The organism is Frigidibacter sp. MR17.24 (assembly GCF_037095655.1).
Lineage (GTDB): Bacteria > Pseudomonadota > Alphaproteobacteria > Rhodobacterales > Rhodobacteraceae > Frigidibacter.
The window spans coordinates 1455795-1470970 of record NZ_JBAWKE010000001.1 but is presented as its reverse complement, the minus strand read 5'-3'; the positions used below and the strand labels follow the sequence as shown (position 1 = coordinate 1470970).

The 15176-nt window shown below is 71.3% G+C and carries 12 protein-coding genes; 4 read left to right on the top strand and 8 right to left on the bottom strand.

The window, feature by feature from the left end:
• Window positions 1–118 precede the first annotated feature (118 nt).
• Window positions 119–1051: a hydroxymethylbilane synthase gene (hemC, locus tag V8J39_RS07010; RefSeq protein ID WP_336460217.1), complete on the top strand. Its 933-nt coding sequence runs from the start codon at window positions 119–121 to the stop codon at window positions 1049–1051.
• A gap of 201 nt (window positions 1052–1252) precedes the next feature.
• The gene (locus V8J39_RS07005) at window positions 1253–1450 is read left to right on the top strand and encodes a hypothetical protein (protein ID WP_336460119.1); all 198 of its coding nucleotides are present in this window, start codon (window positions 1253–1255) and stop codon (window positions 1448–1450) included.
• A 74-nt stretch (window positions 1451–1524) separates the two neighbouring features.
• On the opposite strand, the gene V8J39_RS07000 is transcribed toward V8J39_RS07005, so the two are convergent.
• Window positions 1525–2934, bottom strand: coding sequence for an FAD-binding oxidoreductase (locus tag V8J39_RS07000; RefSeq protein WP_336460118.1), 1410 nt, complete (start codon window positions 2932–2934; stop codon window positions 1525–1527).
• Between the two features lie 109 nt (window positions 2935–3043).
• Here V8J39_RS07000 and V8J39_RS06995 point away from each other — a divergent pair, with 109 nt between their 5' ends.
• Both V8J39_RS06995 and V8J39_RS06990 read left to right on the top strand, forming a co-directional pair.
• Window positions 3044–5083, top strand: a complete 2040-nt coding sequence (locus tag V8J39_RS06995; protein ID WP_336460117.1) for an oxidoreductase — start codon at window positions 3044–3046, stop codon at window positions 5081–5083.
• Window positions 5084–5155: 72 nt separating this feature from the next.
• Complete coding sequence (locus V8J39_RS06990; RefSeq protein ID WP_336460116.1) at window positions 5156–5797, top strand: YceI family protein; 642 nt, start codon at window positions 5156–5158, stop codon at window positions 5795–5797.
• On the opposite strand, the gene V8J39_RS06985 is transcribed toward V8J39_RS06990, so the two are convergent.
• The 7 genes from V8J39_RS06985 to urtA all read right to left on the bottom strand — a co-directional run bounded on the left by V8J39_RS06985 (window position 5794) and on the right by urtA (window position 14710).
• Entirely contained in the window at window positions 5794–8226 is a 2433-nt protein-coding gene (locus V8J39_RS06985; RefSeq protein ID WP_336460115.1) for a heavy metal translocating P-type ATPase, read from the bottom strand. The two genes, V8J39_RS06990 and V8J39_RS06985, sit on opposite strands and share 4 nt — an antisense overlap.
• A gap of 77 nt (window positions 8227–8303) precedes the next feature.
• Window positions 8304–8825, bottom strand: coding sequence for a cytochrome b (locus V8J39_RS06980; protein ID WP_336460114.1), 522 nt, complete (start codon window positions 8823–8825; stop codon window positions 8304–8306).
• Between the two features lie 143 nt (window positions 8826–8968).
• A complete protein-coding gene (gene urtE, locus V8J39_RS06975; protein WP_336460113.1) occupies window positions 8969–9664 on the bottom strand; it encodes an urea ABC transporter ATP-binding subunit UrtE in 696 nt (231 codons plus the stop codon).
• Window positions 9665–9667: 3 nt separating this feature from the next.
• Complete coding sequence (gene urtD / locus V8J39_RS06970; RefSeq protein WP_336460112.1) at window positions 9668–10405, bottom strand: urea ABC transporter ATP-binding protein UrtD; 738 nt, start codon at window positions 10403–10405, stop codon at window positions 9668–9670.
• Complete coding sequence (gene urtC / locus V8J39_RS06965; protein ID WP_336460111.1) at window positions 10402–11529, bottom strand: urea ABC transporter permease subunit UrtC; 1128 nt, start codon at window positions 11527–11529, stop codon at window positions 10402–10404. Before urtC ends, urtD begins: the two co-directional genes overlap by 4 nt.
• Before the next feature lie 90 nt (window positions 11530–11619).
• The gene (gene urtB, locus V8J39_RS06960) at window positions 11620–13209 is read right to left on the bottom strand and encodes an urea ABC transporter permease subunit UrtB (RefSeq protein WP_336460110.1); all 1590 of its coding nucleotides are present in this window, start codon (window positions 13207–13209) and stop codon (window positions 11620–11622) included.
• Between the two features lie 241 nt (window positions 13210–13450).
• Window positions 13451–14710: an urea ABC transporter substrate-binding protein gene (urtA, locus tag V8J39_RS06955; protein ID WP_442902566.1), complete on the bottom strand. Its 1260-nt coding sequence runs from the start codon at window positions 14708–14710 to the stop codon at window positions 13451–13453.
• Between the last annotated feature and the right edge of the window lie 466 nt (window positions 14711–15176).

Here is a 15176-nt window from a genome sequence, read left to right as displayed (position 1 = left end):
TGTCAAGCCGCGCGACGCCTGCGCGCTCCACGGGCCCGCCTCCGCCCTCTCGCATGCCGCCCGCCGCGTGGCCCCCGTTGCGCGACGGGGCGCCGGGCGCTAAGCGGTGCGCATGAACATGCCCTCGCCAGATGCCCCGCTGAAGATCGGCACCCGCGGCTCGCCGCTGGCGCTTGCCCAGGCCTTCGAGACCCGCGACCGGCTGATGGCCGCGCATGGCCTGCCCGAGGCCGCCTTCGAGATCGTCGCGATCTCGACCACCGGCGACCGGGTGCAGGACCGGGCGCTCTCGGCGCTCGGCGGCAAGGGGCTGTTCACCAAGGAGATCGAGGAGGGGCTTGCCTCGGGTGCGCTGCACATCGCGGTGCACTCGATGAAGGACATGCCAACCCAGCTGCCCGAGGGGCTGGCCATGGGCGCCTACCTTCCGCGCGAGGACCCGCGCGACGCCTTCGTCTCGCTCGCCCACCGCTCGATCCTCGACCTGCCGCAGGGCGCGATCGTCGGCACCTCGAGCCTGCGCCGGCGCGCGCAGCTTGCGCATCGCCGGCCGGACCTCAAGCTGGTCGAATTCCGCGGCAACCTGCAGACCCGCCTGCGCAAGCTCGAGGACGGCGTCGCCACCGGCACCTTCCTTGCCATGGCCGGGCTGAACCGGATGGGCATGACCGACGTGCCGCGCGCCGCGATCGCCCCCGAGGAGATGCTGCCGGCGGTGGCGCAGGGCGCGATCGGGATCGAGCTGCGCGCCGACGACGCCGCCACCGCGGCGCTGATCGCGCCGATCCACGACCGCGACACCGGCCTGCGGCTCGCGGCCGAGCGTGCTTTCCTCGCGACGCTCGACGGCTCGTGCCAGACCCCGATCGCGGGCTTCGCCGAGCTGGTGGGCGACCGGCTGCGGCTGCGCGGCGAGATCCTGCGTCCCGACGGCTCCGCGGTGATCCGCGGCGAGACCGAGGGCGCGGCCGACGACGGCGCGGCGCTTGGCGCGGCCCTCGCGCACGAGCTGCTGGGGCAGGCGGGTCCGGGCTTCCTCGCCGGTCACTGAGCGGCCGTCACCGAGCGGCCATCGCGGGCCGGCCGTCCCCGGCCGGCGGCCTCCCGATGCGGCCGGTGCGCCGCAGGGCTGTGCATCGTTTCGCGAAACCTGTGGATCGTCCCGAATTTCGCCGCATTCACCGCGTCTTCTTTACCCAAGCTTAAGGAGGAGGCCGCTGTGATGTCTGCGCCAGTTGTGAGGAGTTCCGCCATGCCACCCATGATGCAGCCGCCCTATGCCGAGGCTGACCGCCGCTCGGTCTCGGGCCGGATCTACGAACCCTCGGGCCGCCTGCGCCCTCGGGGCGAGGCGCCGCGGCGGCTCGACCGCGATCTGGTGCTGCGGCTGTCGCTGGGGGTGAATCTGGCGCTGGTCGTCCTGCTGATCGGCGCGATCAGGCCGTTCTGACCCGCGATCCGGCCGGTGTGGGCCGGGGCGGGCGGACTGCGGGCGCCTTGGTCGGCTGATTGGGGCGGGGCGGTTCAGCCGATCGTCTTGCCCGGATTCAGCAGGCCCTTCGGGTCAAGCGCGGCCTTGATCGCGCGCATCACGTCACGCGCCACCGGCGATTTCAGCGCCCGCATCTCGGCCTGTTTCGACAGGCCGATGCCATGCTCGGCCGAGAACGAGCCGCCCAATCGCACCGCCTCCTCGCCGATCGCCAGCCGAATCGCCTCGATCACCGCCGGATCGCCGGTCGTCGGATAGACGGTGTAGTGATAGTTCCCGTCGCCCAGATGGGCGATGTACAGAAGGTCGGCCCCCGGATCGATCGCCGCCAGCCGCGGCGCCATCGCGTCAAGATAGGCCTGCATCCGGTCCAGCGGCAGCGCGACGTCGCAATCGACGATCGGCACCACGTTCAGGGTGATCTCGGCCGCGCTCTCGCGCGTGACCCACATCTGCCGTCGCTGCTGCCCCGACTGCGCGATCACCGCGTCCAGCACCTCGCCCCGCTCCATCGCCGCCGCCAGCGCGGCCTCGAGATCCGCGGTCAGCGGCAGGCTGCCATCCGGCCCCGGCACCCCCGCCGCCGGCGCGGCCGAGCCAAGCTCGACCAGCACGGTGACCGGCGGGACCTCGGCGAAGGGGCAGGCGATGTCGGGCCGGAATCGCGCCATCCGCCGCCAGTAGCGATCGGGCATGAATTCGAAGGCCTCGACCAGCCCGCCGCTCTCGCCCTGCAGCCGGTTCAGCAGCCCCAGCGCCGTCGTCAGGTCCGGCAGGGCCACCATCGCCGTCGCATGCGCGACCGGCGCCGGCACCAGCTTCAGCACCGCCGCGGTGACGATGCCCAGCGTGCCCTCGGCCCCGACGATCAGGTCCTTCAGGTCATAGCCGGTGTTGTCCTTGTGCAGCGCCCCCATCAGGTCCAGCACCCGCCCGTCGGCCAGCACCACCTCGACCCCCAGAACCAGCGCCCGGGTATTGCCATAGCGCACCACGTTCGAGCCGCCGGCATTGGTCGAGACGAATCCGCCAACCCTGGCAGAGCCTTGCGCGCCGAAGCTCAACGGAAAGCTCAGGCCGTGCGCGGCCACCGCCGCGTGGACCTGCGCCAGCACCACCCCCGCCTCGGCGATGCAGACCCGCGCGCCGGCGCGGATCTCGCGGATCCGGTTCAGCCGCTCGAGCGACAGCATCAGCTGCCCCTCGGCATGGGTGCCGCCCGCAAGGCCGGTGTTGCCCGAGACCGGCACCACCGCAACCCCCGCGGCATCGGCCGCGCGCATCACCCCGGCCACCTCCCCGGTGTCGGCCGGTCGCAGCACGGCCAGCGGCGTCCAGGCATATTTGCCTGTCCAGTCGCGGGTATAGCCGGCGGCGTCGTCGCCGGTCAGCACATGGGCGGGGCCCAGCAGGGCGCGCAGGGTTTCCAGAAGCTCGGTCATCGCGAAGTCCTTGGCCAGACGCCGCAACTTGTCCGAAACCTGACGCGGATTGACCAGAGCCAATCGTCCCCGGCAGTGCAGCATCGACGCATCTGATGGAGTACCGCCGATGTCGAACGACCCGCTTCTCCAGCCCTGGCGGCTGAAGCACCTGACCTTCAAGAACCGCGTGATGTCGACCTCGCACGAGCCGGCCTATTCCGAGGACGGGATGCCGACCGAGCGCTATCGGCTCTATCACCGCGAGAAGGCCCGGGGCGGGATCGCGCTGACGATGACCGCGGGATCGGCGGTGGTGTCGCAGGACAGCCCCGAGGCCTTCGGCAACCTGCAGGCCTATCGCGATGAAATCGTGCCGTATCTCAAGGCCTTGGCCGACGACTGCCACGAACACGACTGCAAGGTGATGATCCAGCTTACCCATCTTGGCCGCCGCACCGGCTGGGCCAAGGGCGACTGGCTGCCGGTGATCTCGGCCTCGCCGGTCCGCGAGGCGGCGCATCGCAGCTTCCCCAAACAGGCCGAGGACTGGGATCTCGAGCGGGTGATCGCCGATTTCGCCGCCGCGGCGCAGCGGATGCAGGCGGCCGGGCTCGACGGGATCGAGATCGAATCCTATGGCCACCTGCTGGACGGGTTCTGGTCGCCGGCGACGAACCGACGCGAGGACGAGTGGGGCGGATTGCTTGAAAACCGGATGCGGCTGAGCGACGCGGTGATCGACGCGGTGCGCGCGGCGGTCGGGCCCGACTTCATCGTCGGCATCCGAATGGTGGCGGACGAGCAGATGGAGCAGGGGATCTCGAAGGCCGAGGGCCTTGAGATCGCGCGCCGTGTCGCATCGTCTGGAAAGTTCGATTTCATCAACCTGATCCGTGGCCACATCGATACCGACGCCGCCCTGACCAAGGTGATCCCGATCCAGGGCATGGCCTCTGCGCCGCATCTCGACTTCGCGGGCGAGGTTCGGCAAGCCACGGGGATCGCGATGTTCCATGCCGCGCGGATCCCGGACGTGGCCACCGCGCGCCACGCGATCGCGAGCGGCAAGCTCGACATGGTGGGGATGACCCGCGCCCATATCGCCGATCCGCATATTGTCCGAAAAGTGCAGGCGGGGATCGAGGATCGGATCCGGCCCTGCGTCGGCGCGACCTATTGCCTCGACCGGATCTACGAGGGGGGCGGGGCGCTGTGCATCCACAATGCCGCCACCGGCCGCGAGGCGACGATGCCGCACGAGATCCCGAAGGCCGAAACCGCGCGGCGGGCGGTGGTGATCGGGGCCGGGCCCGCCGGGCTCGAGGCGGCGCGGGTCGCGGCCGAGCGCGGGCACGAGGTCACGGTGTTCGAGGCCGCGCCGCAGGCGGGCGGGCAGGTGCGGCTGCTGTCGTCGCTCGCGCGGCGGCGCGAGATGATCGGGATCGTCGACTGGCGGCTGGCGGAGCTGGAGCGGCTGGGCGTCGAGATCCGCTACAACGCCTATGCCGAGGCGGCGGACGTCACCGCGCTTGCGCCCGACGTCGTGGTGGTGGCGACCGGCGGGTTGCCGCAGCCGCCCGAGGCCGGGGGGATGGAGCTGACGGTGTCGAGCTGGGACGTGATCTCGGGCGAGGCGAAGCCGCAGGGCCGGGTCATGGTCTATGACGACGGCGGCGCCCATGCCGGGATCGGCGCGGCCGAGCGGCTGGCGGCGGCGGGGGTCGAGCTGGAGCTGGTCAGCCCCGAGCGGATGCTGTCGCCCGACATGGGCGGCATGAACATCGTGCCCTATCTGGCGGCGCTGCACCGGGGCGGGGCACGGATCACGCAGCACCGCCGGCTGAAGGGCGTGCGCCGCGCCGGCAACGCGCTGGTGGTGAGCCTCGGGTCGGACTTCGCCGAGGAGGTGGTCGAGGAGCGCGAGGTCGACCAGCTGGTGGTCGAGCATGGCACCATGGCGCTGGACGAGCTGTACCATGCGCTGAAACCCGGCAGCCGCAACCTCGGCGCGGTGGATTACGCCGCGCTGACCGCGGGGCGGGGGGCGGTGTTCCCGGCCCGCAATCCCGCCGGCGCCTTCGATCTCTACCGCATCGGCGACGCGGTCCATGCCCGCAACATCCATGCCGGCATCTTCGAGGCGCTGCGCTATGGCCTGCGCTGGTGATGACGCGCTTGTCGATTGACAGCGCGGGGCGCGGCTGCGGAACCTGACCCTGGGTCAACCGGGGGGGGGACGATGCTGAAACTGCTGACGGTGGTGGCGCTGGCGCTGGCGCCGGGTGCGGTGCTGGCGCAAGAGGTGCAGGCGGGGCGCTTCGCGCTCGACCCCGCCCATGCGAGCCTGCTGTTCCGCGTCAACCACCTGGGGTTTTCCTATTTCACCGCGCAGTTCACCGCGATCAGCGCCGATCTCGACTTCGACCCGGCGCAGCCCGAGGCGATGCGGCTGACCGCGCGCGTCGATCCGGCCTCGGTCGAGACGAACATCCGGTCGGACGATTTCGACATGAACGCGATCATCGCCGGACCGGACTTCCTGGATGCCCCGCAGTTTTCCGACATTACCTTCGAAACCACCCGGGTGCGGCAGGTGGCGCCGGACCGGGCCGCCGTGACCGGCGCGCTGACGCTGCACGGGGTGACGAAGCCGATCACGCTGCGCGTCACCTACAACGGCGGCTACCCGCCGCAGGCCTTCGACCCGGGCGGGGCGCGGATCGGCTTCTCGGCGCGCGGCACGCTCTACCGCTCGGATTTCGGGATCGGCTTCGGCATCCCGGCGCCGGGGACGACGCTCGGGGTCGGTGATGCGGTCGAGATCGTGATCGAGGCCGAATTCACCAATCCCGACGCCTCGGGCGCGCAGGTCGGCCCCTAGCCGGCCCGGCGCAGGCGCAGCGCGTTGCCGACCACGAAGACCGAGGACAGCGCCATCGCCGCCGCCGCCAGCACCGGCGACAGCAGCATCCCGTTCACCGGATAAAGCGCACCGGCGGCGACCGGGATCAGCACCACGTTGTAGCCGAAGGCCCAGCCAAGGTTCTGGCGGATGTTGCGCAGCGTCGCGCGCGACAGGGTGATGGCGGTGGCGACCCCGCGCGGATCGCCCGAGACCAGCACCACGTCGGCGCTTTCGATCGCGACGTCGGTGCCGCCGCCCATGGCGATGCCGACCTCGGCCGCGGCCAGCGCCGGGCCGTCGTTGATGCCGTCGCCGACGAAGGCCACCGGGCCCGGCAGCCCGGCCAGCGCCGCGAGCTTGCCCTCGGGCAGAAGCCCGGCATGGACCCGGCCGATCCCGAGCCCCCGCGCCACCGCCTGCGCCGTCGCCGGCGCATCGCCCGAGATCATCGCGACCGTCAGCCCCTGCCGCGCCAGCGCCTGCACCGCCGGGGCCGCACCTGCGCGCGGCGCGTCGGCGATGCCCAGCAGCGCCTGCACCCGGCCGGCCAGCGCCACGATCACCACCGTCTCGCCCCGCGCGGCGGCGGCCTCGGCCTCGGGCGCCAGCGCCCCGAGGTCGCACCCGGCCTCGGCCATCTGCGCGACCGAGCCCACCAGCAGCGGCTCGCCCCCGACCATGGCCGAGAGGCCGCGGCCGGGAAGGGCGGTGACCGCCTCGGCCCGCGGCAGCGCCAGCCCCCGCTCGGCGGCGGCGGCGGTGATCGCATGCGCCAGCGGGTGTTCCGAGCGCGCCTCGGCCGCCGCGGCGAGCGCGAGCAGCCGGTCCGCCCCGGCGCCGCCGCCCGGTGCCGGCAGCAGGGTGACAAGGCGCGGGCGCCCCTCGGTCAGGGTGCCGGTCTTGTCGAAGGCCACGGTCCGCGCCCCGGCCAGCCGCTGCAGCGCGTCGCCGCGGCGGAACAGCACCCCCAGCTCTGCCCCGCGCCCGGTGCCGACCAGGATCGAGACCGGGGTCGCAAGGCCCATGGCGCAGGGGCAGGCGATGATCATCACCGAGATCGCCGCGACCAGCGCATGGGCGAGGTCGCCGTCAAGCACCAGCCAGGCCGCGAAGGTCGCGCCCGAGATCGCCAGCACCGCCGGCACGAAGATGCGGGTGATGCGGTCGACCAGCGCCTGCACCGGCAGCTTGGTCGCCTGCGCCTCCTCGACCAGCTTGATGATCCGCGACAGCCGGGTGTCGGCGCCGGTCTGCGTCACCCGCATCGTCAGCGCCGCGCGCCCGTTCACCGTGCCGCCGGTGACCGCGGCGCCCGGGGTCTTCTCGACCGGCGCCGCCTCGCCCGTCAGCATCGATTCGTCGATCCAGCCGCTGCCCTCGGTCACCTCGCCGTCGACCGCCAGCCGCTCGCCGGGGCGCAGGCGCACGAGGTCGCCGGGCACGAGTTCCGCCGCCGGGATCTCGATCTCGTGGCGGCCGCGCAGCACCCGCGCGGTCGGCGGGCGCAGCGCCACCAGCCGCCGGATCGCCTCGCCGGCCTGGCCGCGCGCCCGCGCCTCGAGCCAGCGCCCGACGAGGATCAGCGCCACGATCGCGGCCGCGGCCTCGAAATAGACCGCGCGGGCGGCGGGGGGCAGCAGGCCGGGGGCGAAGGTCACCACGGTCGAGAACAGGAAGGCGGCAAGCGCGCCAAGCGCCACGAGGCTGTTCATCTCGGGCGCGCCACGGGCCAGCGCGGGCAGCCCGATGCGCAGGAAGTCGCGCCCCGGCCCGGCCAGGATCAGCACCGTCAGCGAGAACTGCACGATGTTGGCCCCCAGTTCGCGCGGCGGTGTCATCAGCCAGTGATGCATCGCCGGTATCGCATGCGTGGCCATCGCCAGCGCCACCACCGGCACCGCCAGCACGATCGCCGTCACCGCGCGCGACTTCAGATCGGCGATCTCGGCCCGGACCTCGTCGCTGCGATCGCGCGGCGGCGCGTTGCCGGCGAGCGCCTGCGCACGGTAGCCGGCCTGATAGACCTGGCGCGCAAGCTCGGTCGGCGAGGTCGCGCCGGGGACATAGGTCACCGCCGCGCTGCGGGTGGCGAGGTTCACGCTCGCCGCCATCACCCCGGGCGCCTCGGCCAGCGCCTGCTCGATGCGCTGGGCGCACGAGGCGCAGGTCATGCCCTCGATCGCCAGCCGCGCCTCGGCCCCGCGCAGGCGGAAGCCGGCCTTGGCGACGGCCTCGCTCATCCGGCGCGGGCTGGTGCGCCGGTCATAGCGCACGCGGGCGGTCTCGGTCGCGAGGTTCACGCTGGCCTCGGACACGCCCGGCAGCTTGGCCAGCACCCGCTCGACCCGGCCCGTGCACGAGGCGCAGTGCATGCCCTCGACGGTGAAGCTGATCTGCTCGGTCATCGCGGTGTCTCCGTGGCCGGTCGGCCGCGGCCCCGGCGGGGCGCGGCTGACGGCTCAGGTCTGAAGGGCATGCCGTCTCAGCGCGGCCGCACCATGCGCATCAGCGTGCCGTCGCGGACGGCGAACTGGTGCCAGAGCGCGGCGGCGGCATGCAGGGCGATCAGCACGATGAACACCGGTTTGGCCAGCTCGTGCAGCTCGCCCACCGGGCCCAGCCACTGGTAATAGGCGGCAAGCCCGGTCAGCGGCACGAGGACCAGCAGCAGGTAGAACAGGTGGTGGACCGAGGTCGCGGCGCGGACCTGCCAGGCCGGGCCCGGGGCGGGGGCGGGCGCACCGCGTCCCAGCCGCAGCGCGAGGCGCAGCACCACCAGCCCGAGGACGGCAAGCCCGATCCACCAGTGCAGCGTCGCCTGCGCCACCTCGGACGGGTCCGACGACCGGCCCTCGAGGAAATCGTCATGCACATGGGCCATGGCCTCGCCGAAGACCAGCTGCCACAGCACGAGGCCGGCGATGATCCAGTGCAGCGCGATCTGCGCCAGGGAATATCCTGCGGGCCTGCGGTGGGATGGGTCGGCGGATCGGTGGACGGTCATGGCGCGGCTCCTGCGCGTTGGCGAGACTGGCGCTGCCACGCAACGCCTTGCGCCTGTCGCCGTCAAGCGCTTCCGCGGGGCAGGGGCGCCGGGCGCAGGGGGGCGCGGGGGGAGGCCGCGCCTCCCCCCGCCCTTCCTTTTCCTCACACCGTCAGCAGGTTGCGCACCTCGTCCCCCTCAAGATCGGCGCGCCCGCCCGCGCGGATCACCTGGCCGCGCTCCATCACGATGAAGTCGTCGGCCAGGTCGCGGGCGAAGTCGAAGAACTGTTCGACCAGCACGATGGCCATGTCGCCGCGGTCGCGCAGGTATTTGATCGCGCGGCCGATGTCCTGGATGATCGAGGGCTGGATGCCCTCGGTCGGCTCGTCCAGCACCAGAAGCCGCGGCCGCATCACCATCGCCCGCCCGATCGCCAGCTGCTGCTGCTGGCCGCCCGACAGGTCGCCCCCGCGCCGGCCCATCATCTCCTTGAGCACGGGGAACAGGCCGAAGACCTCCTCGGGGATCACCCGCTCGCGCCGGGGCAAGAGCGAGAAGCCGGTTTCCAGGTTCTCCTTCACCGTCAGCAGCGGGAAGATCTCGCGCCCCTGCGGCACGAAGGCGATGCCGGCGCGGGCGCGGGCCTCGGGGCGCAGGCGCGACAGGTCCGCGCCCTCCCAGCGCATCGATCCGGACCGGATCTGCTGGCGCCCGGTGATCGCGCGCATCAGCGTGGTCTTGCCGACCCCGTTGCGGCCCAGCACGCAGGTCACCCGCCCCGCCTGCGCCCCGACCGAGACGCCGCGCAGCGCCTGCGCCGCGCCGTAGAAGACGTCGATGTCCTTGATCTCAAGCATGTCTCAGCGCCCCAGGTAGACTTCGACGACCTCGGGATTGGCCGACACGTGGTCGAGCGATCCTTCGGTCAGCACATGGCCCTGGTGCAGCACCGTCACCCGGCAGTTCAGCGCGCGCACGAAGTCCATGTCGTGTTCGACCACGATCACCGTGTGCCGGCCCGCGAGCGAGCGCAGAAGCTCGGCCGTGCGCATGGTCTCGGCATCGGTCATCCCCGCCGCCGGCTCGTCGACCAGCAGCAGTTCGGGGTCCTGCGCCAGCAGCATCCCGATCTCCAGCCACTGCTTCTGGCCATGGCTCAGATCCGCCGCCGGGCGCTTGCGGTCGTCGGCCAGGCGCACCAGCTCCAGCAGCTCGGTGATCCGCGCCTCCTCGGCCCGGGTGCGGCGGTGGAAGAGCGTCGCGAAGACCCCGCGCGGCGCCTTCAGCGACAGCGCGATGTTCTCCTCGACCGAATGGGTCTCGAACACGGTGGGCTTCTGGAACTTGCGCCCGATCCCGAGCCGCGCCGAGCCCGCCTCGTCGATCTTTGTCAGGTCCACGGACTGGTTCCACCACACCCCGCCCGAGTCGGGCCGGGTCTTGCCGGTGATGATGTCCATCATCGTGGTCTTGCCGGCGCCGTTCGGGCCGATGACGGCGCGCAGCTCGCCCTTGTCGATCGCGAGGCTGAGGTCGTTGATCGCCTTGTAGCCGTCGAAGCTGCGGTTCACGCCGTCGAGAAGAAGCTGGACGCTCATGCCTTGGCCCTTTCATCCGGGGTCATGCCCTTTTCCAGCGCGCGCGACCGCGCGCGGGCGCGGGCGCCGAACGTGCCCTCGATCAGGCCAAGCACGCCCTTGGGCAGGTAGAGGGTGACGATGATGAAGAGCGCGCCCAGCGCGAACAGCCAGAACTCGGGGAACCAGCCCGTGAGCAGCGACTTCGCCAGCGCCACGAGGATCGCGCCCATCGCCGCGCCCACCAGCGTGCCGCGCCCGCCGAGCGCCACCCAGATCACGATTTCAATGCTGTTGGCGGCGGCGAATTCGCCGGGGTTGATGATGCCGACCTGCGGCGTGTAGAGCGCGCCCGCCACGCCCGCCATCATCGCCGAGACCACGAAGATGAAGAGCTTGTAGCCCTCGACCCGGTAGCCCATGAACCGGGTCCGGCTTTCGGCGTCGCGGATCGACACGAGGATCTTGCCGGCCTTCGAGGTGGTGATCCAGCGCCCGATCACGAGGCCCCCGGCCAGCGCCAGAGCCGAGAGGACGAAAAGCCCGGCGCGGGTGGTGTCGGCCTGCAGGTTGAAGCCCAGCACGTCCTTGAAATCGGTCAGGCCGTTGTTGCCGCCAAAGCCCATCTCGTTGCGGAAGAAGGCCAGCTGCAGGGCGAAGGTCATGGCCTGGGTGATGATCGACAGGTAGACGCCCGTCACCCGGCTGCGGAAGGCGAACCAGCCGAACAGGAAGGCGAGCGCCCCGGGGACGATGACCACCATCGCGCAGGCGAAGAGGAAGCTGTCGAAGCCCCACCAGAACCAGGGCAGGCGGTCCCAGTTCAGGAACACCATGAAGTCGGGCAGGATCGGGTTGGCGTAGACGCCGCGCGGCCCGATCTCGCGCATCAGGTGCATGCCCATCGCGTAGCCGCCCAGCGCGAAGAAGGCGCCGTGGCCGAGCGACAGGATCCCGCAGAAGCCCCAGACCAGGTCGAGCGCGACCGCGAGCAGCGCGTAGCACAGGTACTTGCCCAGCAGGGGCACGAGATAGTCGGGCACGGCCGCGCCCGCGGTCGCGAGGTTGAGCCCGGGGATCGCCACGGTCAGGACGAAGAGGCCCGCGAGGAAGATGCCCATGCGGCGGTCGATGAGGCCGGTCATGCTTGCGCTCCGGTGGTGCGGGTGGCCGAGGCCGGGGGCTCTGCCCCCGGACCCCCGGGATATTTGGACAAAGTCGAGGGGGGCAGGGGATCAGCCATCGACGAAGCGGCCCTTGACCGCGAAGAGGCCGCGCGGGCGTTTCTGGATGAAGAGGATGATCGCGACGAGGACGATGATCTTGCCAAGCACCGCGCCGGCATAGGGTTCGAGGAACTTGTTGACGATGCCGAGCGAGAAGGCGCCCGCGAGCGTGCCCCAGATGTTGCCGGCGCCGCCGAAGACCACGACCATGAAGCTGTCGACGATGTAGCCCTGGCCGAGGTTCGGGCTGACGTTGTCGATCTGGCTGAGCGCGACGCCCGCGAGTCCCGCGATGCCGGCGCCGAGGCCGAAGGTCAGCGCGTCGACGTAAGGAGTGCGGATCCCCATGTTCGAGGCCATGGCGCGGTTCTGGGTGACGGCGCGCATCTGCAGCCCGGCCGAGGTGCGCTTCATCACCCACAGCAGCGTCGCGAAGACCGCCAGCGCGAAGACGAGGATCCAGAGCCGGTTCCAGGTCACGGTCATCTGCCCGAGGTCGAATGCGCCCGACATCCAGGACGGGTTGCCGACCTCGCGGTTGTTCGGCCCGAAGATCGAGCGCACCGCCTGCTGCAGGATCAGGCTGACGCCCCAGGTGGCGAGCAGGGTCTCGAGCGCGCGGCCGTAGAGGTGGCGGACGATGCCGCGCTCGATCGCGACGCCCACCGCGCCGGCGGTGAGGAACGCGAGCGGCGCCGCGATCAGCAGCGACCAGCCGAAGAGGCCGGGCGCGTGGGTGCGGATCGCCTCTTGCACCACGTAGGTCGTGTAGGCGCCGAGCATCACCAGCTCGCCATGCGCCATGTTGATCACCCCCATGACGCCGAAGGTGATCGCCAGCCCGATCGCGGCCAGCAGGAGCACCGAGCCGAGCGACAGCCCGTACCAGATGTTCTGGGCAAAGCCCCAGGCCGCCTGGGCCCGCTCGATCGATTCGAGCGCCTGCGCGGCGGCGGCGGCCAGATCGGCATCCGCGCCGGCGGCGATCGGGTTCAGCACCTGCTGCGCCGAGCTGTCGCCGCGCCGGGCCACGGTGTCGATCGCGGCAAGCTTGTCCGCGGTCGCGGCGTCGGTCTGCAGCAGCGCCACCGCGCGCGCCTCCTCCATCGCCCGGCGCACGCCGCCGTCGGTTTCGGCCGCGATGGCGGCGTCGAGCGTCTCGAGGCTTTCGGGGTCGGGGGCGCGGTAGGCGGCCTCGGCCGCGGCGAGGCGCTTGGCCGGGTCGGGGCTGCCCAGCGTCAGCACCCCGAGCGCCGCCCGGATCGTGCGGCGCAGCGCGTTGTTGACGCGGATCCGCTCGGCGCCGTCGGCGGCGGCCTTGTCGACCGCGGCGCCGGTCAGCGCATCGGCGGGCGCGCGCCCGGTGGTCAGCACCTGGCCCGTGTCCTCGATCACGCCCAGCTCGCCCTCGAGCAGCGCCGAGAGCACGGCCTCGGCGCGCGCGTCGCCGGTGCGGGCGATGTCCTCGACCACCGCGCCGCGGGCCGAATAGCTGCCCTCGGGCAGGGCGCGGACGAGGTCGTCAAAGCTTTGGGCAAGGGCCGGCAGGCTCGGGCAGGCGAGCAGGAGACCGGCGGCGAGGGTACGCAGGAGCCGCATGGGGATACCTCGGCCGCGGGCGCGGGGCCCGGCGGCTGCCCGGTCGGGCAGGCGGGCGGCGGCCCTGTGGGATTGTCGGGCGGACGGTGCCCGGCGCCGGCAGCGGCGCCCGTCGCGGGACGGAGCCGCGGGACGGGGGCGCGCGCCGGGGGCAGGTGCCGGGGCGGACGTCGTGGGCGGGAAATTCGTCGGGGCGCGAACCGCGGTGCGGCCCGCGCCCCTGGTCAGACCGGCAGGGCGATCAGTTGGTCGCGCCGCAGGTCTTGGTCTCGGTGTTGTAGTTGCCGCAGTTCAGCGTCACCCAGTCCGATTCCAGCATCGCCGATTCCGGCAGGAAGTCGGTCCAGGCGTCGCCGGGGACCAGGTCATCGGTTTCCCAGACCACGTCGAACTGGCCGTCGTCCTGGATCTCGCCGACCAGCACCGGCTTGGTGATGTGGTGGTTGGGCAGCATGGTCGAGGTGCCGCCGGTCAGGTTCGGGACCTCGATCCCCGGCAGGGCAGCGATCACCGCGTCGCTGTCGGTGGTGCCGGCCTTCTCGACCGCCTTCACCCACATGTTGAAGCCGATGTAATGGGCCTCCATCGGGTCGTTGGTGACGCGCTTGTCGTTCTTGGTGAACTTGTGCCAGGCGTCGATGAAGGCGGCGTTCTCGGGGGTGTCCACGCTCTCGAAGTAGTTCCAGGCCGCGAGGTGGCCGACAAGCGGCCCGGTGTCGAGACCGGCCAGTTCCTCTTCGCCGACCGAGAAGGCGACGACGGGGATGTCCTCGGCCTTGATGCCCTGGTTCGCCAGTTCCTTGTAGAACGGCACGTTGGCGTCGCCGTTGATGGTCGAGACCACCGCGGTCTTCTTGCCGGCCGAGCCGAAGCCCTTGATGTCGGACACGATCGTCTGCCAGTCCGAGTGGCCGAACGGCGTGTAGTTGATCATGATGTCCTCGGGTTTCACGCCCTTGGACTGCAGGTAGGCCTCGAGGATCTTGTTGGTGGTGCGGGGATAGACGTAGTCGGTGCCCGCGAGCACCCAGCGCTCGACGCCTTCCTCGTTCATCAGGTAGTCGACGGCCGGGATCGCCTGCTGGTTCGGGGCGGCGCCGGTGTAGAACACGTTGCGCTCGGATTCCTCGCCCTCGTACTGCACCGGGTAGAACAGGATCGAATCCAGTTCCTTGAACACCGGCAGCACCGACTTGCGCGACACCGAGGTCCAGCAGCCGAACACGGCCGCGACCTTGTCCTGGTCGATCAGCTCGCGCGCCTTTTCGGCAAACAGCGGCCAGTCCGAGGCCGGGTCGACGACGACCGGTTCCAGCTTCTTGCCCAGAAGCCCGCCCTTGGCGTTCTGCTCTTCGATGAGCATCAGCATGGCGTCCTTCAGCGTCGTCTCCGAGATCGCCATCGTGCCCGACAGCGAGTGCAGGATGCCGACCTTGATCGTGTCTTCCTGCGCGTGCAGCGCCGTGGTCATCAACAGCGAGGCCAGCCCCGCGCCGATCATCGTCCTGGTGGTGAGTGCCATGGTTCTTCCCTCTCAAACCCGTCGCGACCGCACCCCTCGTGAACGAGCCTCTCCAGGCGCGGGCGGTCGTGACACACATGTTTCCTGGGTCGTCGGTGCGAACCACGCGCGCGGCGCGAGCCCTGCTTCCGTTTCCCCCCGGTGGCCGGGTCTGCGCCCGGTCCTGCCAAGGGTGATGCACCCCGCCGCCGGGGGGTCGCAATCCTGCCGCATTGGGCCGCTTCGATCCTGCCAAGGATTCGTGGCGAGAGCCGGGTTTTGCCGAAGAATTGTGCTCACGTGCCCGTGAATTGGGCGTGATGTGGTAGAATGATGCGCGGGGCACTGGTCCGGGCTGCGGCGCAACGAGTCGTCAGCCTATGCTGTGCAACGGCGGTGCAGGGGTGCGACCGACGTGTCGTTTGGGCGAATTTTCGCGCGCTCACGGGAACTTGTGCGGAATCTC

Coding starts and splice junctions, on each gene's coding strand:
- hemC (WP_336460217.1), top strand. CDS start 119: ATGCCCTCGCCAGATGCCCCGCTGAAGATCGGCACCCGCGGCTCGCCG.
- V8J39_RS07005 (WP_336460119.1), top strand. CDS start 1,253: ATGCCACCCATGATGCAGCCGCCCTATGCCGAGGCTGACCGCCGCTCG.
- V8J39_RS07000 (WP_336460118.1), bottom strand. CDS start 2,934: ATGACCGAGCTTCTGGAAACCCTGCGCGCCCTGCTGGGCCCCGCCCAT.
- V8J39_RS06995 (WP_336460117.1), top strand. CDS start 3,044: ATGTCGAACGACCCGCTTCTCCAGCCCTGGCGGCTGAAGCACCTGACC.
- V8J39_RS06990 (WP_336460116.1), top strand. CDS start 5,156: ATGCTGAAACTGCTGACGGTGGTGGCGCTGGCGCTGGCGCCGGGTGCG.
- V8J39_RS06985 (WP_336460115.1), bottom strand. CDS start 8,226: ATGACCGAGCAGATCAGCTTCACCGTCGAGGGCATGCACTGCGCCTCG.
- V8J39_RS06980 (WP_336460114.1), bottom strand. CDS start 8,825: ATGACCGTCCACCGATCCGCCGACCCATCCCACCGCAGGCCCGCAGGA.
- urtE (WP_336460113.1), bottom strand. CDS start 9,664: ATGCTTGAGATCAAGGACATCGACGTCTTCTACGGCGCGGCGCAGGCG.
- urtD (WP_336460112.1), bottom strand. CDS start 10,405: ATGAGCGTCCAGCTTCTTCTCGACGGCGTGAACCGCAGCTTCGACGGC.
- urtC (WP_336460111.1), bottom strand. CDS start 11,529: ATGACCGGCCTCATCGACCGCCGCATGGGCATCTTCCTCGCGGGCCTC.
- urtB (WP_336460110.1), bottom strand. CDS start 13,209: ATGCGGCTCCTGCGTACCCTCGCCGCCGGTCTCCTGCTCGCCTGCCCG.
- urtA (WP_442902566.1), bottom strand. CDS start 14,710: ATGATCGGCGCGGGGCTGGCCTCGCTGTTGATGACCACGGCGCTGCAC.